Below are 14800 nucleotides of genomic sequence, written 5' to 3'. Positions count from 1 at the left end.
GACTGATTAATCGCCAGGCGCCGCCAGCATGCCGCCGCGGCTGCTGCGATCGCGGAAGCCATCGGTATGCTGCTCATTGGCACCATTGATCCGGGCCCATTCCGCCTTGGTATGGCAGACGCGCTTGGTCATGAAGCTGCCGGTCGCAACCTGGGAGCGGCAAATCATCTTTTCCTTGGCCGGCTTCGGCTCGGCCGGTGACGGCGCAGCGTCTTGCGCGATCGACACGCTCGAAAACAGGCAGATCGCGGCGACCATTGCCGACGTGCGGACCAACATCTCGTACTTCCCTATTGTGAAGAGTCGCGCATATCATGCTCAACTCTCCACGTATAGCGGGCGGTGGCTGCGCACTCTTACATAAGATATGCCGTAGTGTTATGCGCCGCTGCGCTGTCACTTTCGCCCGAACAGCTTCTCGATATCACCGTGCGCGAGCTTCACCCAAGTCGGGCGGCCGTGGTTACACTGGCCCGAATGGGGGGTGACTTCCATCTCGCGGAGCAGTGCGTTCATCTCAGGGACCGAGAGGATGCGCCCTGCGCGGACCGAGCCGTGGCACGCCATCGTCGCGGCAACATGGTCGATCCTCTCCTTGAGGCTCAGCGCCTCGTCGAAGCTGGCAAGCTCGTCGGCAAGATCGGTGACGAGGCCGATCACGTCCTTGGTCCCGAGCATCGCGGGGGTGGCGCGCACCAGCATCGCGCGCGGGCCGAAGCGTTCGAGCTCGAGCCCGAACTCGGCCAGCTCGGCGATCCGTGCCTCCAGCCGGTCGCAGGCGGGCTCGTCGAGCTCGATCACTTCGGGGAGGAGCAGCGCCTGGCTCGCGACGCCGCCCCCCTGCATCGCGCGGCGCATGCGTTCGAGGACGAGCCGCTCGTGCGCGGCGTGCTGGTCGACCAGCACGAGGCCATCCTCGGCCTCGGCGACGATATAGGTCTTGGCGACCTGCCCACGCGCGACGCCGAGCGGGTGGTCGATCGTCTCGGGCACGGGCTGGGTGGCGGGCTCGGCGCGTGCCTGGGGCGGCGGGGTAAAGAAGGTGGGGCGGTGTTCGCGAACACCAGCGCCGGAATAATATGCCAGCCCCTCTCCTTCAGGGGAGGGGTAAGGGGTGTGGGAGGTCTCACCCAGACCGGCGCCTGCGGACAGGCCCCACCCCAATCCCTCCCCTGAAGAGGAGGGGCTTGCGAAAGTTCCCGGTTGCCACATCCCGAGCGCGGCCTCGCTCGGGCGCTGGGCACTGCGGTGACCGGCCTCGTCGAGCGCCCTGCGCAACCCGCTGACGATCATCCCGCGCACCAGCGCCGGATCGCGGAAGCGAACCTCAGTCTTGGCCGGATGGACGTTTACGTCGACCTGATCGTGCGGAATTTCGAGGAACAGCGCGGCTACCGGATGCCGGTCGCGGGCGAGCATCTCGGCATAGGCGCCGCGAACCGCGCCGACGAGGAGGCGATCCTTCACCGGGCGGCCGTTGACGAAGAGATATTGGTGGTCGGCCACGCCGCGGTTGAAGGTCGGAAGCCCGGCGACCCCGCCGAGAACGAGATCCTCGCGGTGGAAATCGATCGCGACGCTGTTGTCGGCGAGGTCGCGATCGGTGAGCCCGGCGACGCGCTCGGGCCTGGTCTCGCCAGGCTGGACGGACAGTGCACGGCGCCCGTCATGCTCGACCGAGAAGCCGATATCGGGCCGCGCCATCGCCAGGCGCTTCACCACGTCCATGCTGGCGCCATATTCGGCACGCGCCGAGCGCAGGAACTTCCGCCGCGCCGGCACGCGCGCAAACAACTGCTCGACGCGAACGCGCGTCCCCGGCGGCAGCGCGGCGGGCCCCTCAGCGACGACTTCGCCATTGTCGACGGTGCGCGACCAGCCATCGGCGCCGCGGACCCGGCTCTCGATCGTCAGCTGCGCGACGCTGGCGATCGACGGCAACGCCTCGCCGCGAAAACCGAGCGTCTCGACTGCCTCGATCGCATCGTCGGGGAGCTTCGAGGTCGCGTGGCGCTCCAGTGCGAGCGCCATATCGGCGGGCGCCATGCCGCAGCCATCGTCGATGACCTCGATCAATTCGGTGCCCCCGGCAGCGAGACGCACCGCGATCCGCGACGCGCCGGCGTCGATGGCGTTTTCGACCAGTTCCTTCAGCGCGCTGGCAGGGCGTTCGACCACTTCGCCGGCTGCAATTCGGTTGACAAGATGCTCGGGGAGACGGCGTATTGACATGGCAGTCTGTCTAGCCCAACGGGCGGCATCCCGCGACCCGCAAGCGCATGCACCGAGATGGATTTTTGTCCGTTCCGGAAGGGTACGGGCTAAAATCTGGTGCGTAACAGCCGGCGGCGGGCGCCCGATCGGCAGGACGGAACAACGAATGGCTTTTTCCCGCTTTTTCAAATTCATGTCGCACGACATGGCAATCGATCTCGGCACTGCGAATACCGTCGTCTATCTGCGCGGCCGCGGCGTCGTGCTCAATGAGCCGTCGGTAGTGGCGGTCGAGACGCTCAACGGCGTCAAGCGGGTCAAGGCCGTTGGCGACGACGCCAAGCTGATGATGGGCAAGACCCCCGGCTCGATCGAGGCGATTCGCCCGCTTCGCGACGGCGTGATCGCCGACATCGATGTCGCCGAGCAGATGATCAAGCACTTCATCCAGAAGGTGCACGGGCAGCGCCGCTTCATGCGCTGGCCGCAGATCGTGATCTGCGTGCCCTCGGGCTCGACCTCGGTCGAGCGCCGCGCGATCCGTGATGCCGCGTCGAACGCCGGCGCCTCGCAGGTCTGGCTGATCGAGGAGCCGATGGCCGCGGCGATCGGCGCCGACATGCCGGTGACCGAGCCGATCGGCTCGATGGTCGTCGATATCGGCGGCGGCACTACTGAGGTCGCGGTGCTCTCGCTGCGCGGCCTCGCTTACTCCACGTCGGTCCGCGTCGGCGGCGACAAGATGGACGAGGCGATCGTCTCGTACGTCCGCCGCAATCATAACCTGCTGATCGGCGAAGCCACCGCCGAGCGGATCAAGCAGGAAGTCGGGGTCGCCAAGCCCCCGGTCGATGGCATCGGCACCACGATCCACATCAAGGGCCGCGATCTCGTCAACGGCGTGCCCAAGGAAATCCAGATCAATCAGGGCCAGATCGCCGAGGCTTTGAGCGAACCGGTCGGCACGATCGTCGAGGGCGTCCGCATCGCGCTCGAGAACACCGCGCCCGAGCTTGCCGCCGACATCGTCGACCAGGGCATCGTGCTCACCGGCGGCGGCGCGCTGCTCCAGGGGCTCGACGAAGTGCTTCGCGACGAGACCGGCCTGCCGGTCACCGTGGCCGAGGATCCGCTGACCTGCGTCGCACTCGGCACCGGACGCGCGCTCGAGGATCCCGTGTTCCGTGGCGTGCTGATCCAGGTCTAAGGGCTAGGGATGGCGCCGCCACGCAACCGGCGCCCCGGGTTTTCGCGACGGGCGCAATACGGGCTCTTCATCGGCTATGTGGGGCTGATCGGCGGCGGGCTGATCGGCGCGGTGCTGCTGTTGCTCTCGACCTTTAATCCGCCCGCCTTCGCGGCGGTGCGCGGCGTGTTCGCCGAAGTGACGACGCCGATCGCATCTGGGTTGCACTGGATGCGCCGCGGGCTTTGGGGGATCCCCGAAGGTATCGGGAGCTATTTCGCCGTGCATGGCGAGAATGCCGCGCTCAAGGATCGGATTGCAAAGGATGCGCCCGCCCTGGCGCGCGCGCAGACCCTGGAACGCGAAAACCGCCGCCTGCGCGACCTGGTCAAGCTGCGTGACGTCGCCACCGACGCCGTCGTCGCGGCGCGGCTGGTTGCGAGTTCGTCGTCGAGCACGCGGCGCTTCGCCACGCTGAATGCCGGATCGTGGCAGGGCGTGAAGCGGGGCCAGCCGGTGCGCGATCCGGGCGGGCTGATCGGACAGGTGCTGGAGACCAGCCCGAATACCGCACGCGTGCTGCTGCTCACCGATCCCGAGAGCATCGTGCCGGTTCGTCGCGTCCGCGACGGACTGCCGGCGATCGCGTCGGGCCGCGGCGACGGGCTGATCGACATCCGCTCGGCGAGCATGGCGGCGATGGGGTTCCAGCCGGGCGACGCGTTCGTCACTTCGGGCACCGGTGGCATCTTCCCACCCGACGTTCCGGTGGCGCAGGTCGTCCGCAGCCAGGGCGATGTCGCGATCGCCAAGCCCTCCGCCGATCCCGACGCGCTCGACTTCGCGCTGGTCCAGGCGGCATTCCTTCCCGAGCCGGCGCCCTCCCCCACCCCGTCCGCGTCGCCGACGGCGCAGCCCAAGGCTGCGCAGTGAACCCGGTCGAGTTCCTCCCGATGGGGCATTCGGAAAAGCCCCCCCGCGCGGTGTGGCTCGCGCCGCTTTCGGTGGTGCTCGGTTCGCTGATGACGCTGCTACCCGTAGTCGCAGTGGTGCCGTTCCTGCCGCCGTTCGGGCTGATGGTGTTGCTCGGCTGGCGAATGGTGCGCGGCGATTCGATGCGCGTCTGGGTGCCGGTACTGCTCGGGTTCTTCGACGATATGGTCAGCGGCCAGCCGCTCGGCTCGGCGATGCTGCTATGGACCTTGTGCGTGCTGGTGATCGACGTGCTCGACACGCGGCTGGTATGGCGCGATTTCTGGCAGGACTGGCTGGTAGCCTCGGGCGCGATCGGCTTCTGCCTGATCGCCGGGCGGCTGGTCGCGTCGCCCTTCGGCGCGCATGTCGACACGGCACTGCTGTTCCAGTTCGTCGCTTCGGCCGCCCTCTTTCCGCTGATCTACCGGCTCTGCGCCTGGCTCGACAGCGACGTCAGGAAGCGCTGAGGTGGCACGGGTCAACGAAGCCGCACAGACCTACAGCTTCTCGCGCCGCGCGTTGCTGATGGGCGGACTGCAAGGCAGCGTCGCGCTGGTGCTCGCCGGGCGGATGACCTGGCTCTCGGTGTTCGAGAACGAGCGCTACAAACTGCTTGCCGAGAGCAACCGCGTCAACCTGACGCTCAGCCCGCCGCGCCGCGGCTGGATCGTCGATCGCAACGGCCAGCCGATCGCGAACAACCGCACCGATTTCCGCGTCGACCTGATCCCGGATCGGCTCGAGAAGCGTGCAGAGACGCTCGCGACGCTGCAGCAGATCCTGGCGCTGACTCCCGAGGACATGGCCCGGATCGATACCGATATCGAGCGCGCCGCCGGTTTCCAGCCGGTCCAGGTCAAGGAGAACCTCAACTGGGAGCAGTACGCCGCGATCAGCGTGCGCACCCCCGAGATGCCCGGCGTGGCGCCGACCCGCGGCTTCGCGCGCAACTATCCGCTGGGTGCCGGGGTCGCGCACCTCGTGGGCTATGTCGGCGCCGCCTCGGCCGAGCAGTTCAAGGCGACCAAGGACCCGCTGATGGTCACGCCCGGCTTCAAGCTGGGCAAGGACGGGCTGGAGAAGACGCTGGAGGATCGGCTGCGCGGCAAGCCCGGGGCCAAGCGCGTCGAAGTGACTGCGCGCGGCAAGCTGGTCCGCGAGCTCGCCACCCGCGAAGACGTGCCGGGTGAGACGATCAAGCTGACGATCGACGCCGGCCTCCAGGACTATGCCGCACGGCGCCTGGGCGAGGAATCGGGCTCGGTCACGGTGTTCGACTGCCTGACCGGCCATATCCTCGCGATCGTGTCGATGCCGGCCTATGATCCCAATTCCTTCTCGGACGGGATCAGCAACAGCGAATGGAAGATGCTGTCGGAGGACGACCATCTCCCGCTGATGAACAAGACGCTGCAGGGCCTTTACCCGCCCGGATCGACCTTCAAGCCGGCGACCGCGCTCGCGGCGTTGACCGCCGGGATCGATCCCACGCGCACCGTCTATTGCAATGGTGGTTATACGCTGGGCAATCGCCGCTTCGGCTGCCTCGGCCGCCACGGCCCGATGACGATGCACACGGCGATCGCGCGGAGCTGCAACACCTATTTCTATACGGTCGGCCGTGAGATCGGCATCGATCGCATCGCCGCAGCAGCTCGCGCGCTCGGCTTCGGCGCCGAGTTCGAGCTTCCCGTGCCGTCGCAGCGCTACGGCACCATTCCAGACGAGGCCTGGAAGCAGCGCAAGTACAAGCAGACCTGGACTCAGTCCGACACGCTGAACGCCGCGATCGGCCAGGGATATGTGCTGGTCAGCCCGTTCCAGCTTGCGCTGTCTGCTGCGCGCATCGCGTCGGGCAGGCTGGTCGAGCCTTCGCTTCTTCACGCGGCGGCGCGCAACTATCCGCCGCTGCCCTTCCCGCCCGAGCATCTCGCGATCGTGCGCGGGGGAATGGACGAAGTGGTCAACGGCCACGGCACCGCGGGCGCGTCGAAGCTCCCCTTCCCCAACATCCGCATGGGCGGCAAGACCGGCACCGCGCAGGTCCGCCGCATCATGGATGCGAATCGCGGCCAGGGCGGCGCCTGGAAGTATCGCGATCACGGCCTGTTCGTCTGCTTCGCGCCGGTCGACAACCCGCGCTACGCCGCCTCGGTGGTGATCGAGCATGGCATGGGCGGTGCCCGCGCCGCAGCGCCGGTTGCCAAGGACGTGCTCACCTGGCTGTTCGATCGCGAGAAGGCGATGACGCGCCTCACCGAGCTCGAGGCCGGCTGGGGCGGCGACATCGCGACACGGATGGCGAAGAAGGCCGCGGCGTATAACGCTGCGCGCGCCGCTCCACCGCCGCCAGTCCCCGAGGATCCGGCCGCGGCAGCCAGCAACGTCGTCTCCGAAGCCGCCAACGCGACCGTGCCGCTCGGCGACGTCGCCACGCGCAACCAGACAGGCATCGAATGAGCACCCTCGGCCCAGGCATGGTCCCTGCCCCCCTCGCCCAGCTTCCCTGGAAGGTGCTGCTGCTTGTCCTGGGGATCGGCTGTTTCGGTCTGGTGGTGCTCTATTCGGCGGCGGGCGGAAAGCTCCAGCCCTGGGCCTATTCGCAGGGTATCCGCTTCTTCGTGTTCTTCGGCATGGCGATCGCGCTGTCGCGCGTGCCCGAGCGCTGGTGGGCGATCGGGACGTTCCCGGCCTATGCGGTGATCCTGCTGATGCTGATCGGGGTCGAGGCGCTCGGCGCGGTCGCCGGGGGTAGTCAGCGCTGGCTCGACCTCGGCTTCATCCGATTGCAGCCCTCCGAGCTGATGAAACCGTTCATCGTGCTGACGATGGCGCGATTCTACGAGATCCTGCCGGCGAGCGAGATCCGTAAGTTCGGCGCGATCTGGCCGGGCGCGGTGCTGATCGGGCTTCCGGCGGCGCTGGTGATGCTCCAGCCCGATCTCGGCACGGCGCTGATGATCACCGGAGGGGGCGTCGCAGTGATGTTCCTCGCCGGCATCCCGCTGCGGCTGTTCATCGGCGGCGGGCTGGCGCTGGGGGCGGCGATCCCGGTGATCGTCAACTTCGTGCTCCACGACTACCAGCGCAACCGCGTGCTCACCTTCATGAGCCCCGAGAGCGACCCGCTAGGCACCGGCTATCACATCAGTCAGTCGAAGATCGCGATCGGATCCGGCGGCATCTTCGGCAAGGGATTCCTCAACGGCACCCAGAGCCATCTCGATTATCTCCCGGAGGGGCATACCGATTTCGCGCTGGCGACGATGATGGAGGAATGGGGGCTGATGGGTGGATTCTTCGTCATCCTCGCCTTCGCCTTCCTGATCGGCTGGGGGATCAGCGTAAGCATGCGCGCCAAGACCCGATTCGGCCGGCTGACCGCCGCGGGGCTTTCGGCGACGATCTTCTTCTATTCGTCGATCAACATGCTGATGGTGATGGGGCTGGCGCCGGTGGTGGGTATTCCGCTGCCGCTGATCAGCTTTGGCGGCACCGCGCAGATGACCTTCATGATCTGCTTCGGCATCCTGATGTCGATCGATCGCGAGAGCCGACGCAAGCAGCGTTGGTAGAATTTCGGCGGGAACGCATTTTAGGGTTTGCAATGCCCGAAACCTTTGCTAACCGCGCCCCTCCAAACGCGGCGGCGCACTCACCAAGGGCGCCGACAAGCACCGGAATGGACGCATAGCTCAGTTGGTAGAGCAGCTGACTCTTAATCAGCGGGTCCTTGGTTCGAGCCCAAGTGCGTCCACCATTTTCCTGTTATATATCAAGGCATTGGCTCGACAGCCAACGCCCGTCCCGATGGTGACCGACCCTAGGCTCGCCTCGTTCTGCGCGCGTGCGCATTCAGCACGTCATCCCGCCGGTCGATCGAAATGCGGACCTGCTGGAAATCCTGCAACAGCTGCGACAGCCGGTGGGATCGAACCGGGAATCAGCGTCGCCTCGCTGGCAACGCGGAAATCGATGATACTAGGCGAAGTGGGAATGCCAATCAGGCGCACCACTTTGTCGGGAGCGATATGGTTCAACGATGGCATGCAGCGTCCCTCGGTATATGCAGGACGCGATTCTTCGGCTGACGCCTCGTGGGGAGACCGCCGTCCCCATGCCGCCAGCAAGCATCGAGCAAGACCCGCTGTAAACAGCGGAGCAAACCGAAACGCCGGAAACTTCCATCAGCCGGCTAAAACGATTTCACCAACCTGAAGTTGATCTTCGGCGTCTCGTCAATGGTGTCATAGCGTGCTCCGGTGAGCGGCATCGCCACTTCCAGGTTGGCGCCGAAGCTGCGGGTCACGTCTGTACGAATGCCGCCACCCGCCGACGCCAGCGAGCCACTCCCGAACCCGGCCGCGTGGTTGGTGACCTTGCCGCCATCGGCAAAGGCGTAGAGCTGCGCACGACGCACTAGGCCCAGCGGTCGCTCAAGGCCATAGCGCAGCTCAACGAGGCCGGCGACGCCTTCATCGCCGCTGCGCTCGGACCAGTCGTAGCCCCGCAGGAAGCCGCTTCCGCCAAGGCCAATCTCCTCGCTTATCAGCAGCGGATCCGACGAAAGCTGGCTGATCATCGAGAGCCGCAGGCTGAAGGCATCGCCGAGGTCGCGGGTCCAGTCGGCCCAGCCACTCAATGTCGTGAAGGTGCCGTCCGCGTCCCAGCGCGAGGCAAGCGGGTCGCCAGCCAGAGTCGAACCGAAGACACCCAAACCCTGCGAAACGATGGTGCTGGCGCGGAGCTTCCCCCCCGCCACGTCGGCGTAGCCGTACAGTGTCGTGCGGGCGGCAACGACGCGATCGTCGCGGACCTGCGTTCCCTTACGCTGCTGCGACAGGTTGCGCACGCCCAGTTCGCCTTCGAACCACAAGCTCGCAGCGCGCCGCCGCAAGAGCGGCTGAAGCGCCGTCGCTCCGACATACCAGCTCCGGCTACGGATGCCGTAGGGCTTCAGATACGCGCCAGGTCGTGCGACCGAACCGCTGGCGCTCAGCGCGAGCTCGGTCCCGCTGCGGCTAATCCGCTTCTCATAGCGCACGCGGCCGAAATGCAGCTCACCGAATTCGGCCGGCGTTTCGGACCAGGTAAGCGAAATCGAATCGTTATGGGCAAATACCCCGGCGATGTCGGCCTGCAATGTCAGCTGCTCGGGTCCGACCGGTCTGGTGCCTTCATTCGCCAGGGTCATGCGCACTGCGATACGATCGACCGTCGCCTTGACCAGGAGCACGCCTTTGCCCCCTTCGCGCAAGAATCGGGTGCCGCTGATGCGAACTCCATCGATGTCCCCCGCGATCAACAATCGCCGTTCGAGCGCATCGATGTGGACCGGCAGGCCGTTAGTCAGTGCGGTCAGCGCGGCGCGCACCGCGGCCTGCTCGGGACCGTCGAAACGAATCTCATCGATCCGGCCCTCTTCCACTTCAACGGTCAGCACACCGTTTCGCAGCTGCTGCGCGCCGATCCAGGCAGAGGCGAACACGAAGCCGCGATCACGTGCACGCGCGGCGATCGCGCTCGCCAGCTCGGAAAGCGCGTCCGGCGATAGCGTCTGCGCTACGCGCGTCGCGAGAATATCAGCGAAGTCTCCCGGTTCCAGTGCGCGCAGCCCGTGCAGAACGATCGCACCGGCGCGCACCGAACGGGTTGGTTTTGCAGCAGACGGAGGGGCGTCGACTTCGATACGCGCCGGCTTCGATGGTGCGGCAGCGTCGGGCGCGCGCTCCTCTCTGACAACCGGCGGCTGTACGCGATCGAGCGCCGTCTGGGCGTGCGCCGAAGCGCCGAACAGACACGCCAGTAGCGCGGCAAATGAGAGGAGAGACAGACGGGAAACTTGCATGGTGGAAGGAGCCTTTGGAAGCCCCCTACCCCGCCAGCCGTTACGATTTCCTCAAAGATCAATGCGTTAACCACATGCCGAAACGGCCCCTCAATGAGTCCGGAATAGCTGCAATCGTCCAGACAAAGGGCTTTAATGATGATCCGTTTCGCCAAGCATCTCGCGTGCGCGATGCTCCTATCGTGCAGTCACGCGGCGCTCGCGCAAAGCGGGCCTTGGACGGTGAGCGAGGCGGCGGGAACGGTCATGGTTCGCGATGCCGGCGGCAGCCGCCCCGTTCGTCGCGGCAGCGTCGTCGCCGAAGGCGCGACGCTTACGACCGCTGCCGGATCGCGCGCGGTGGTGGTGCGCGGTAAGGACTTCATGACGGTCAACGCCGGCAGCCGCGTCCGCATCCCCGCAGCGGCCGAGAAGCGCGGCATGTTCGACATCGTGCTCGAATGGGGCAACTCGCTCTTCCAGATCGAGAAAAAGCCCAACCCGCATTTCGGCGTGCAAACTCCGTATCTCGCGGCTGTGGTCAAGGGCACCACTTTTTCGATCACCGTGAGCGATCAAGGCTCGTCCCTTCAGGTCGTCGAGGGAGCGGTCGAGACTTCGACCAGCGACGGCGGCGCGCGCGACCTCATACGTCCGGGTGTGGTCGCGATCGTTTCTTCCACCGATCGGTATCGCCTAACCGTTCAGGGCAAGGATACACGCACGATCGATTCGCCGCAGCGCGCCGCCCCGACCGAAGCTGAACCGGCAACACTCTCTGCCCCTGCGCAAGCACCAAGTGACGCTGCAGCGCCCGGTGCTGCCGCATCGACAAGCGAAGCCAGTCCCAGCCTCGCGCTCGATGGTACGAACCTCGGCGGGGGCGAGTCTTCGATAATCGAAATGATCGACAGTCCCGTCGTCGCGGCGTCACAGGATCTTGGTCGTGTCACCAACGGGCTGGTGTTGGGATCTAGCAGCGTACAGGTTGCTAGCGTGAACGTCGCAGCGGTCCGCGTCGCCGCCGACGAAGTTCGAAGCGGTGCAGGCGCTGAGGGCCGGACGATGCCCACGGCCGGCAGTGATGCGGGTAAAAATTACGCAACTGCGGTCACCGGCCCGAGCATCGGGAACGGCAATTCGGCGCCCGGCAACGCTAACAGCCTTAGCAATGCCGGTGGTCCTGGCAATGCAAGCGGCCCGGGCAATCCGAATGGTCCTGGCATCGGGAACGGCCCTGGCAACGGGAACGGCAACGCGACTCCCGGTAACGGAAATGGCCCTGGCAACGGGAACGGCACCCCGGGTCCCGGTAACGGGAACGGCCCTGGCAACGGAAATGGCAACCCGAGCCCCGGCAACGGGAACGGCCCCGGCGACGGAAATGGCAATCCCAGCCCCGGCAATGGGAACGGCCCCGGAAACGGAAATGGCAATCCGAGCCCCGGCAATGGGAACGGTCCCGGCGACGGAAATGGCAATCCCAGCCCCGGCAATGGGAACAGCCCCGGCGACGGAAATGGCACCCCGGGTCCCGGCAATGGGAACGGCCCCGGAAACGGAAATGGCAACCCGAGCCCCGGCAACGGGAACGGCCCCGGCGACGGAAATGGCACCCCGGGTCCCGGCAATGGGAACGGCCCCGGAAACGGAAATGGCAACCCGAGCCCCGGCAACGGGAACGGCCCCGGCGACGGAAATGGCAATCCCAGCCCCGGCAATGCGAACGGCCCCGGAAACGGAAATGGCAACCCGAGCCCCGGCAATGGGAACGGACCCGGCAACGGAAATGGCAATCCGAGCCCCGGCGATGGAAATGGCCCCGGAAACGGAAACGGCAATCCGAGCCCCGGCGATGGGAACAGCCCCGGCAACGGAAATGGCAGCCCAGGATCCGGTAACGGGAACGCCCCTGGCAACGGGAACAGCAACCCTGGTCCCGGTAACGGGAATGGCTCCGGCAACGGAAATGGCAGCCCAGGCCCCGGTAACGGGAACGACCCTGGCAACGGGAACAGCAACCCTGGTCCCGGTAACGGGAATGGCTCCGGCAACGGAAATGGAAATGGAAATTCTGGCCCGGGCAACGGGAACGGCAACCCAGGCAACGACAAGGGTAACGATCGCTAGTCGAACGCCGACCATCGTTGACAGGCCGTTAGCATCCGACCGGTAAGCCTCGTCTCCTCTAAGGGATGAGCCTTGCAGTGCTGAATCGACTTCATACACGCTGGCGCATGATCGCTCTGGTGCTAAGCGGCGCGCTTGGCATCGCAACTGGCGCTAGCGGCTATGGCATCGGGCTGGATCACGTTCTTCGGCAAGTCGGCTGGAGCGCTCGCCAGCATGAGGCCTCAGGCAATTTGCACATCGTTGAGATAGACGCGCGCAGCATCAGGGACATCGATCACTGGCCTTGGCCGCGCCAGCACTACGCGCTGCTGGTCGATCGGCTACGCGCTGCTGGTGCAGCCAGCATCACATTCGACGTGGACTTCTCCTCTCCGTCGTCTCCGATGCAGGACGCCGCCTTTGCTGCGGCACTTGCCCGCGCCGGAGACCAGGTCGTGCTGCCTACCTTCAGCCAGCGGATTGACGCGGGTGCGAAAGGCCGGACCGACTCGCTCCCTATAGCCGCACTGCGCGCGCATGCAGCGCTCGCAGCGGTCACCGTCCTGCCCGATCGTGACGGCTTCGTCCGGCGGATGCCTGTGGGTACCATCACGGCGGGCGAACCCCGCCCTTCGCTGTCAGCGATAGCGGCAGGCATCGCGGGCTCGGCCGATACCGATTTCCCGATCGATTTCGCGATCGATCCCGCTTCGATCCCGCGACACAGCTTCGTCGATATACGCGACGGTCGCTTCGATCCCGCCGCGCTTCGCGGCAAGGCGGTCGTTATCGGCGCCACGGCAGTCGAATTGGGGGATCGCTATGCGGTGCCTAATTATGGCGTCATACCCGGCGTCGTTATCCAGGCGCTGGCTGCCGAAACGCTTCGCGCGGGTATCCCGCGCGAGAGCGGATGGCCCCTGCCGCTGCTGCTGGCACTTGGTCTGAGCCTATTGATCCTGCGTGCCACATCACGTCGTGCGCTCGCTGGGTCGCTGGTGGCCGCGCCCCTCGCCTTGATCGGTACCGGACTGGCGTTTGAGCCGCTGCTGCACTGGATTTTTCCGCTGGCGCCAGCGGTGGTGGTGATCACCGTGTCGGGATCGGTCGCGCTGCTGATGCGCATGCTTGCCGCGGCTCGGCGACGTCGTCTCCACGATGCCGAGACCGGACTGCCGAACCGGCACGCCTTGGTCCAGGCGATGCAGAGCCGTCCGGGCGCGGGCGTGCTGTCCGCGCACATCGCCGACTTCGAAAAGCTCGCAGCTGGCCTTGGTTCGCTTGCAGCGGCCGATCTGGTGAAGCGTGTCCGCGACCGCATTGCGCTCATCTCGGAGGGTGTTACGGTCTATCGGGTGGAGGATCGGGTTCTGGCTTGGCGTTGCTACGACAAGGCCGATCTGGATCAGCGGGTCGCCACGCTGCGCACGGTAATGCTCAATCCCATCGATGTGGCCGGGCGCCGCGTCGATGTCAGCCTTGCGATTGGCTTCGCTGAGGACGCCGGTGTCGAACGGGTGGACCGGGTGATCGCCCATGCCGCACTGGCCGCTTCACGGGCGCTTGGGGCTGGCACAGCATGGCTCGCGCATGACGCCGGAGATGACGAGGCCATCGACCGTGACCTCTCGCTTCTTGGTGAGTTGGACGCGGCGATCCCGCGCGGCGAGATCCACGTCGTCTATCAGCCGAAGCTGGATCTCACCAAAGGACGCATCACCAGCGTAGAAGCTCTGGTGCGCTGGCAGCACCCAACACGCGGCTTCCTGCGACCCGACCTGTTTATCCCGCTGGCGGAGCGCAACGATCGCATTTCCGCCCTAACGCTCCACGTGCTCGGGCAGACCATCGCCGATCTACTCGGCTGGCATGCCCGCGGGCACTTGATAACCGGTGCAGTGAACATCTCCGCCAAACTGCTTAACTCCCCCGATTTCATAGTTGCGCTGCGGACGTTGGTCGAAGCCAGCCAGATCGATCCGGCATGGCTTACCTTCGAGGTCACGGAGTCAGCCGCAATGGATGATCCACAAGGGGCCGCAGAGGCGCTTCGATCCTTCCGAGCGATGGGTATCGCAATTTCCATGGACGATTACGGGACCGGCCAATCAACGCTGAGCTACCTGAAGGAGCTGCCCCTCAACGAACTCAAGATCGATCGCAGCTTCGTCCAGTTCGCACACCAAAACCGCGGCGATGGCGTGCTGGTCCGGTCGACCGTAAACCTGGCGCACGAACTTGGCCTGAAGGTCGTGGCGGAAGGGGTCGAGGATGCCGCCTGCCTGACGTTCCTCAAGTCGATCGACTGCGACATGGTGCAGGGCTATTTCGTGAGCCGGCCTGTCCCTGCCGACGCACTCGAGGTTCTGCTTTCCGAGTACTCAATCGCCGCGTGAGCGACTCTTGAGATACAGCCGAAAGCGCACGTTCGTTCTTCCAATTGAATTTCATCGTCGTGGACGTGACCGCGGCAGTGGCTACAGTGT

10 protein-coding genes and 1 tRNA gene are annotated in these 14800 nt (G+C 65.9%); 8 read left to right on the top strand and 3 right to left on the bottom strand.

Annotated features, from left to right (window positions below; all coding sequences use genetic code 11):
* Window positions 1-6 precede the first annotated feature (6 nt).
* Both RZN05_RS04535 and mutL read right to left on the bottom strand, forming a co-directional pair.
* On the bottom strand, window positions 7-258 hold the full coding sequence (locus tag RZN05_RS04535; RefSeq protein ID WP_317225433.1) for a hypothetical protein: 252 nt from the start codon (window positions 256-258) through the stop codon (window positions 7-9).
* Between the two features lie 138 nt (window positions 259-396).
* Window positions 397-2232, bottom strand: a complete 1836-nt coding sequence (gene mutL / locus RZN05_RS04530) for a DNA mismatch repair endonuclease MutL (RefSeq protein ID WP_317225432.1) — start codon at window positions 2230-2232, stop codon at window positions 397-399.
* Window positions 2233-2380: 148 nt separating this feature from the next.
* On the opposite strand from mutL, the gene RZN05_RS04525 reads away from it, so the two are divergent.
* The 6 genes from RZN05_RS04525 to RZN05_RS04500 all read left to right on the top strand — a co-directional run bounded on the left by RZN05_RS04525 (window position 2381) and on the right by RZN05_RS04500 (window position 8135).
* Window positions 2381-3421, top strand: a complete 1041-nt coding sequence (locus RZN05_RS04525; protein ID WP_135983360.1) for a rod shape-determining protein — start codon at window positions 2381-2383, stop codon at window positions 3419-3421.
* A 9-nt stretch (window positions 3422-3430) separates the two neighbouring features.
* Window positions 3431-4333, top strand: a complete 903-nt coding sequence (mreC, locus tag RZN05_RS04520; protein WP_317225431.1) for a rod shape-determining protein MreC — start codon at window positions 3431-3433, stop codon at window positions 4331-4333.
* Entirely contained in the window at window positions 4330-4842 is a 513-nt protein-coding gene (mreD, locus tag RZN05_RS04515; protein WP_317225430.1) for a rod shape-determining protein MreD, read from the top strand. The genes mreC and mreD overlap by 4 nt, the downstream gene beginning before the upstream one ends.
* 1 nt (window position 4843) lies before the next feature.
* On the top strand, window positions 4844-6835 hold the full coding sequence (gene mrdA, locus RZN05_RS04510; protein WP_317225429.1) for a penicillin-binding protein 2: 1992 nt from the start codon (window positions 4844-4846) through the stop codon (window positions 6833-6835).
* 17 nt (window positions 6836-6852) lie between these two features.
* The gene (rodA, locus tag RZN05_RS04505) at window positions 6853-7950 is read left to right on the top strand and encodes a rod shape-determining protein RodA (RefSeq protein WP_394804780.1); all 1098 of its coding nucleotides are present in this window, start codon (window positions 6853-6855) and stop codon (window positions 7948-7950) included.
* 109 nt (window positions 7951-8059) lie between these two features.
* Window positions 8060-8135, top strand: a tRNA-Lys gene (locus RZN05_RS04500).
* A gap of 435 nt (window positions 8136-8570) precedes the next feature.
* On the opposite strand, the gene RZN05_RS04495 is transcribed toward RZN05_RS04500, so the two are convergent.
* Window positions 8571-10223 (bottom strand): ShlB/FhaC/HecB family hemolysin secretion/activation protein, encoded by a 1653-nt coding sequence (locus RZN05_RS04495; protein ID WP_317225427.1) that lies wholly within the window; start codon window positions 10221-10223, stop codon window positions 8571-8573.
* Between the two features lie 135 nt (window positions 10224-10358).
* On the opposite strand from RZN05_RS04495, the gene RZN05_RS04490 reads away from it, so the two are divergent.
* Both RZN05_RS04490 and RZN05_RS04485 read left to right on the top strand, forming a co-directional pair.
* Window positions 10359-12332 (top strand): FecR family protein, encoded by a 1974-nt coding sequence (locus RZN05_RS04490; RefSeq protein WP_317225426.1) that lies wholly within the window; start codon window positions 10359-10361, stop codon window positions 12330-12332.
* A gap of 107 nt (window positions 12333-12439) precedes the next feature.
* A complete protein-coding gene (locus RZN05_RS04485) occupies window positions 12440-14710 on the top strand; it encodes a putative bifunctional diguanylate cyclase/phosphodiesterase (RefSeq protein WP_317225425.1) in 2271 nt (756 codons plus the stop codon).
* Window positions 14711-14800: the final 90 nt, after the last annotated feature.

The sequence above is a fragment of the Sphingomonas sp. HF-S4 genome, from assembly GCF_032911445.1.
Lineage (GTDB): Bacteria > Pseudomonadota > Alphaproteobacteria > Sphingomonadales > Sphingomonadaceae > Sphingomonas > Sphingomonas agrestis.
The sequence above is the reverse complement of the archived record's forward strand: the minus strand, read 5'-3'. Positions and strand labels throughout refer to the sequence as shown.

Excerpts from the sequence above, each read along its gene's own strand:
- mutL (WP_317225432.1), bottom strand. The coding sequence starts at position 2,232 with ATGTCAATACGCCGTCTCCCCGAGCATCTTGTCAACCGAATTGCAGCC.
- RZN05_RS04495 (WP_317225427.1), bottom strand. The coding sequence starts at position 10,223 with ATGCAAGTTTCCCGTCTGTCTCTCCTCTCATTTGCCGCGCTACTGGCG.
- RZN05_RS04490 (WP_317225426.1), top strand. The coding sequence starts at position 10,359 with ATGATGATCCGTTTCGCCAAGCATCTCGCGTGCGCGATGCTCCTATCG.
- RZN05_RS04525 (WP_135983360.1), top strand. The coding sequence starts at position 2,381 with ATGGCTTTTTCCCGCTTTTTCAAATTCATGTCGCACGACATGGCAATC.
- RZN05_RS04485 (WP_317225425.1), top strand. The coding sequence starts at position 12,440 with ATGATCGCTCTGGTGCTAAGCGGCGCGCTTGGCATCGCAACTGGCGCT.
- RZN05_RS04535 (WP_317225433.1), bottom strand. The coding sequence starts at position 258 with ATGGTCGCCGCGATCTGCCTGTTTTCGAGCGTGTCGATCGCGCAAGAC.
- rodA (WP_394804780.1), top strand. The coding sequence starts at position 6,853 with ATGGTCCCTGCCCCCCTCGCCCAGCTTCCCTGGAAGGTGCTGCTGCTT.
- mreC (WP_317225431.1), top strand. The coding sequence starts at position 3,431 with ATGGCGCCGCCACGCAACCGGCGCCCCGGGTTTTCGCGACGGGCGCAA.